The 5,252-nt window shown below is 74.6% G+C and carries 6 protein-coding genes; all 6 read left to right on the top strand.

Annotated elements, in window-relative coordinates; translation table 11 throughout:
• Window positions 1–169: 169 nt before the first annotated feature.
• Window positions 170–1,450 carry a glutamate-5-semialdehyde dehydrogenase gene (locus CKO13_RS10395; RefSeq protein ID WP_200260565.1) on the top strand — a complete coding sequence of 427 codons (1,281 nt, stop codon included), beginning with the start codon at window positions 170–172 and terminating at the stop codon, window positions 1,448–1,450.
• Between the two features lie 46 nt (window positions 1,451–1,496).
• Window positions 1,497–2,126: a nicotinate-nucleotide adenylyltransferase gene (nadD, locus tag CKO13_RS10400; RefSeq protein WP_338034637.1), complete on the top strand. Its 630-nt coding sequence runs from the start codon at window positions 1,497–1,499 to the stop codon at window positions 2,124–2,126.
• Window positions 2,127–2,239: 113 nt separating this feature from the next.
• Window positions 2,240–2,590: a ribosome silencing factor gene (rsfS, locus tag CKO13_RS10405; RefSeq protein WP_200260568.1), complete on the top strand. Its 351-nt coding sequence runs from the start codon at window positions 2,240–2,242 to the stop codon at window positions 2,588–2,590.
• The gene (rlmH, locus tag CKO13_RS10410; protein ID WP_200260571.1) at window positions 2,569–3,033 is read left to right on the top strand and encodes a 23S rRNA (pseudouridine(1915)-N(3))-methyltransferase RlmH; all 465 of its coding nucleotides are present in this window, start codon (window positions 2,569–2,571) and stop codon (window positions 3,031–3,033) included. Before rsfS ends, rlmH begins: the two co-directional genes overlap by 22 nt.
• Before the next feature lie 41 nt (window positions 3,034–3,074).
• Window positions 3,075–3,659, top strand: coding sequence for a Maf family protein (locus CKO13_RS10415; protein ID WP_200260574.1), 585 nt, complete (start codon window positions 3,075–3,077; stop codon window positions 3,657–3,659).
• A gap of 7 nt (window positions 3,660–3,666) precedes the next feature.
• On the top strand, window positions 3,667–5,118 hold the full coding sequence (rng, locus tag CKO13_RS10420) for a ribonuclease G (protein ID WP_200260577.1): 1,452 nt from the start codon (window positions 3,667–3,669) through the stop codon (window positions 5,116–5,118).
• Window positions 5,119–5,252: the final 134 nt, after the last annotated feature.

Below are 5,252 nucleotides of genomic sequence, written 5' to 3' on the forward strand. Positions count from 1 at the left end.
CCGCCGGGCCGCCCGGAGGAGGAGCTGCGCGCCCTGGTCTCCCGTTTCGCCCGCGCCATGGCAGAATAGGAATAGACGCGGCGCGCGCTCTTTGCCACGATCGAGAGCGCAGCCCGCCGGCGGGCGGTGCCCGCCGGGCGGGGCCGAGGGCCACGGAACTGAAGGGGCGATGAGCACGAGCACCGACGAGTCCACGAGCATCACCGAGTCCATGCACCGGGTCGGCCGCGCCGCCCGCGGCGCCGGCCGGGAGCTGGCGCGCTCGAGCACCGGGGCGCGCGATCGCGCCCTCGAGGCCATGGCGGCGCGCATCGAGGAGCGCGCCGAGGCCATCGCCGCGGCCAACGCCGAGGATCTCGCCGCTGCGCGCGAGGCGGGCCTCGAGGCCTCGCTGGTCGAGCGCATGGAGCTGACGCCCGGGCGCATCCAGGCCATGGCCGACGGGCTGCGCGAGATCGCCGCGCTGCCGGACCCGGTGGGCGCGGTGCGCGAGCTCGCCGCCCGCCCCTCGGGGATCCAGGTCGGCCGCATGCGGGTGCCCCTCGGCGTCATCGGCATCATCTACGAGTCCCGCCCCAACGTCACCGCCGACGCCGCCGGGCTGTGCGTCAAGTCGGGCAACGCCGCCATCCTGCGCGGCGGCTCCGAGGCGATCCGCGCCAACCGCGCCATCGCCGAGTGCGTCCAGGCGGGCCTCGAGGACGCCGGGCTGCCCGCCGAGGCCGTCCAGGTGGTGGCCACCACCGACCGCGACGCCGTCGGCGCCCTGATCCGCATGCCGGAGTGGGTCGACGTCATCGTCCCCCGGGGCGGTAAGTCCCTGGTCGCGCGCATCGCCGCCGAGGCGCAGGTGCCGGTGATCAAGCACCTCGAGGGGGTCTGCCACGTCTACCTCGACGACGACGCCGACCCCGACAAGGCGGTGGCCATCGCCGTCAACGCCAAGACCCAGCGCCTCGGCACCTGCAACACCATGGAGACGCTGCTCGTCGCCGCCGGCGCCGCCGAGCGGATCCTGCCCGAGGCGGCCGAGCGGCTCACGGCGGCCGGCATCGAGCTGCGCGGCTGCCCCCGCACCCGCGAGCGGGTGCCCCAGGCCGTCGCGGCCAGCGACGCGGACTGGGCCACCGAGTACCTCGGCCCGATCCTCGCGGTGCGCGTCGTCGACGGCCTCGACGCGGCCCTCGAGCACATCGCGCAGTACAGCTCCGGGCACACCGAGGCGATCGTCACCGACAGCTACACCAAGGCGCAGCGCTTCCTGCGCGAGGTCGACTCGAGCTCGGTGATGGTCAACGCCTCGACGCGCTTCGCCGACGGCCACGAGTACGGGCTCGGCGCCGAGATCGGCATCAGCACCGACAAGCTCCACGCCCGGGGGCCCGTGGGGCTCGAGGGGCTGACCACCGAGAAGTATATTGTCCTGGGAGACGGCCATATCCGCAGCTGATCCCGCAGGGCCGGGGGCGGCCGGAGGGGGGCTGCGGACCGTCGGCGTGCTCGGCGGCACCTTCGACCCCATCCACCTCGGGCACCTGCGCCCGGCCGAGGAGGTCCGCGAGGCGCTGCAGCTCGCCGAGCTGCGCCTCATCCCGGCGCGCATCCCGCCGCACCGCGCGCGCCCGCGCGTCTGCGCCGAGACCCGCGCCGCGCTCGTCCGCGCGGCGGTCGCGGACCACCCGGGCGCCACCGTCGACGAGCGCGAGCTCCACCGCGAGGGCCCCTCCTACACGGTGGACACCCTCGCCGAGCTGCGCGCCGAGCTCGGCCCCGTCTCCCTGTGCCTGATCCTCGGGCTCGACACCTTCCGCGGCCTGCCCGGCTGGTCGCGCTGGCGGCGGCTGTTCGACTACGCGCACCTCGTCGTCACCGAGCGCCCGGGCGCCGGCGGCAGCCTGCCGGCGGCGCTGCGCGCCGAGCTCGAGCAGCGCCGCTGCACCGACCCCGCCGAGCTGCGCCGCAGCGTCGCCGGGCGGGTGTGCTTCCAGTCCGTCACCCCGGTGGATATCTCCGCGACGGGGATCCGCCGCGCCCTGGCCTGCGGCCGCTCCGTGCGCTACCTGGTGCCCGAGCCGGTGCGCGAGCGCCTGGCGCGGGAGGGGCTCTACGGCTACCCGCAGCTGTGACCGCCCGCCGCTCGCCGCGCCCGCCGGGCCTGACCGATCCTGGCGTTGAGAGGGATGAGCAATGAGCAAGCGAGTACGAGGGATGCCCCGTGCAATCCACTAGCGAGGTCGCCATGCCGCTGCAAGAGCTGGAGGGCCTGATCCGCGACGCGCTCGAGGAGATCAAGGCCCAGGACCCGGTCGTCATCGATGTCCGCGAGCGCACGCCGGTGACGGACCTCATCGTGGTCGCCACCGGCACCTCCCGGCGCCACGTCCAGGCCGTGGCGCGCAGCGTGATCGACACCGCCCGCGCCGGCGGCGTGACGCCGGTCGGCGTGGAGGGCGAGGGCGGCAGCGCCGACTGGGTGCTGATTGACCTCGGCGACGCCGTGGTCCATATCATGACGGCGGAGAGCCGCGAGTTCTACCGCCTCGAGCGGATGTGGGAGATGGACGCCGAGTGCGCATCCACCTCGTCGTAGTCGGGCGCAAGCCGCCGCGCTGGGTGCGCGAGGGCTTCGACGACTACGCCCAGCGCCTCGGCCGGGGCTGGCAGCTGCGCCTGACCGAGGTCGCCGCCGGCGGGCGCGGCCCCGACGACCCCGAGGCGACGCGCCGCGAGGGCGAGCGGCTGCTCCGGGCGGTGCCCGAGCGGGCCGGGATCGTGGCCCTCGACGAGGGCGGCGAGGCCCTCGACACCCGGCGCTGGGCCCAGCGCCTGGAGGCGTGGAGCCACCGCGGCGGCGACCTGGCCCTGCTCGTCGGCGGCGCCGACGGCCTGGCCCCGGCGGTCCTCGAGCGCGCCGAGGCGCGCTGGTCGCTCTCCGCCCTGACCCTGCCGCACATGCTGGTGCGGGTGGTGGTCGCCGAGCAGTGCTACCGCGCCTGGACGCTGCTCAACGGCCATCCGTATCATCGATCGTGAACGGGGCGTCACGGGCGCCCGACGAGCGGGGAGCAAAGACGATGAAGCCGTGGATTGTGCTCGCCTCCCAGTCGCCGCGCCGCCGCGAGCTGCTCGAGCGGATCGGGGTGGACTACCGCGTGACGCCGGTGGCGGTGGACGAGACCCCCGAGCCGGACGAGGGCGCCGAGATGTTCGTCCTCCGCCTCGCCCTGGAGAAGGCGCGCCGCGGCTACGCGGCCGCCGCGGCCGGGGTCCCGGCCCTGGGGGCGGACACCGCCGTGGTCCTCGACGAGGAGATCCTCGGCAAGCCCGAGGACGAGGCCCACGCCCGGCGGCTGCTCGGGCGGCTCTCCGGCGCCACCCACCGGGTGGTCACCGGCGTGGCCCTCGCCGACGACGACCGGGCGGCCACGCGGCTGTCGGTGAGCCACGTGACGCTGCGCCCGATCGGCGCCGACGAGGTGCGCCGCTACTGGGCCACCGGCGAGCCGCACGACAAGGCCGGCGCCTACGCCATCCAGGGCCGGGGCGGGGTCTTCGTCGAGCACCTGGACGGCAGCTACACGGGGGTGATGGGGCTGCCGCTCTACGAGACGACGCTGCTGTTCGACGAGCTCGAGGTGCCGTGGCGGGCGCAGTGGTAGGGCGCGGGTGAGCCAGGAGATCCTCATCAACCTCACCCCGCGCGAGACGCGGGTGGCCCTCGTCGAGCACGGCGTGCTCCAGGAGATCCACCTCGAGCGGGCGCGCCGCCGGGGGATGGTGGGCAATATCTACCTCGGCGAGGTCCGCCGCGTGCTCCCCGGCATGCAGGCGGCCTTCATCGACACCGGGCTCGAGCGCACCGCCTTCCTCCACGTCTCCGACCTCCAGCGCGGGCTCGGCGAGCGGGCGCCGCCCATCGACGAGCTTATCCGCGAGGGCCAGTCGCTGCTCGTGCAGGTCATCAAGGACCCCATCGGCAACAAGGGGGCCCGGGTGACCACGCAGATCACGGTGCCGTCGCGCTACTTGGTGCTCACCCCGCGCTCGGCGGGGGTCGGCGTCTCGGCGCGGATCGAGGACGACGCCGAGCGGGCGCGGCTGCGCACGGTGGCCCACGCCCTCGGCGACGAGGGGCAGGAGGGCGCCGGGCTGATCTTCCGCACCGCCGCCGAGGGGGCCTCCGAGCAGGCCCTGCGGGCCGACCGGCAGTTCCTGGTGCGCCTCTGGGAGTCGGTCCGCCGCCGCGCCGAGCAGGCGCAGCCGGGCCACCTGGTCCACGAGGACCTGCCGCTGCTGCTGCGCGCCCTGCGCGACCTGGCCACCCAGGACGTCGAGCGGGTGCGCGTCGACTCCCGCGAGGGCTACCAGCAGCTGCGCGACTTCTGCCACGACCTGCTCCCCCACCTGACCGAGCGCATCGAGCACTACAGCGGCGAGCGGCCGATCTTCGACCTCTACGGCGTCGAGGACGAGATCCAGCGCGCCCTGGCGCGCCGGGTGGAGCTCAAGTCCGGCGGCCACCTGGTCATCGACCAGACCGAGGCGATGACCACCATCGACGTGAATACCGGCGCCTTCGTCGGCTACCGCAACGTCGACGAGACCATCTTCAAGACCAACCTCGAGGCCGCCCAGGCCATCGCCCGGCAGCTGCGGCTGCGCAACCTCGGCGGGATCATCATCGTCGACTTCATCGACATGGCCGACCCCGAGCACCGCCGCCAGGTCATGCGCGCCCTGGAGAAGGCCCTCGAGCGCGACCACGCCAAGACGCAGATCGGCGCCGTCTCCTCGCTCGGGCTCGTCGAGATGACCCGCAAGCGCAGCCGCGAGAGCCTCGAGCAGCTCACCTGCGAGCCGTGCCCGACCTGCGGCGGCCGGGGGACGGTCAAGAGCGCCGAGACCGTCGCCTACGAGATCTTCCGCGAGATCCTGCGCGAGGTCCAGCAGTTCGAGGCGCAGCGGGTGATCGTCCTCGCCGCGCCGGGGGTGGTCGAGGTGCTGCTCGACGAGGAGTCGACGAGCCTCGCGCAGCTCGAGGCCTTCATCGACCGGCCCATCGAGCTGCAGGTCGAGTCCCTCTACACCCCGGATCAGTTCGATGTGATCCCGGTCTGAGCCCGAGCCCCGTCCCCTATGGCCGCCGCCCTCCGCCGTCTCGGGAGCCTGTCGCTGCGCGCCGCGGCGCTGGCGGGGGCGGCGGCGCTCGCCCTCGGCGTGGCGCTGCGCCTGGCGGCGTGCCCAGCGCGCTA

This window comes from Halorhodospira neutriphila (assembly GCF_016584055.1).
Classification (GTDB): domain Bacteria; phylum Pseudomonadota; class Gammaproteobacteria; order Nitrococcales; family Halorhodospiraceae; genus Halorhodospira; species Halorhodospira neutriphila.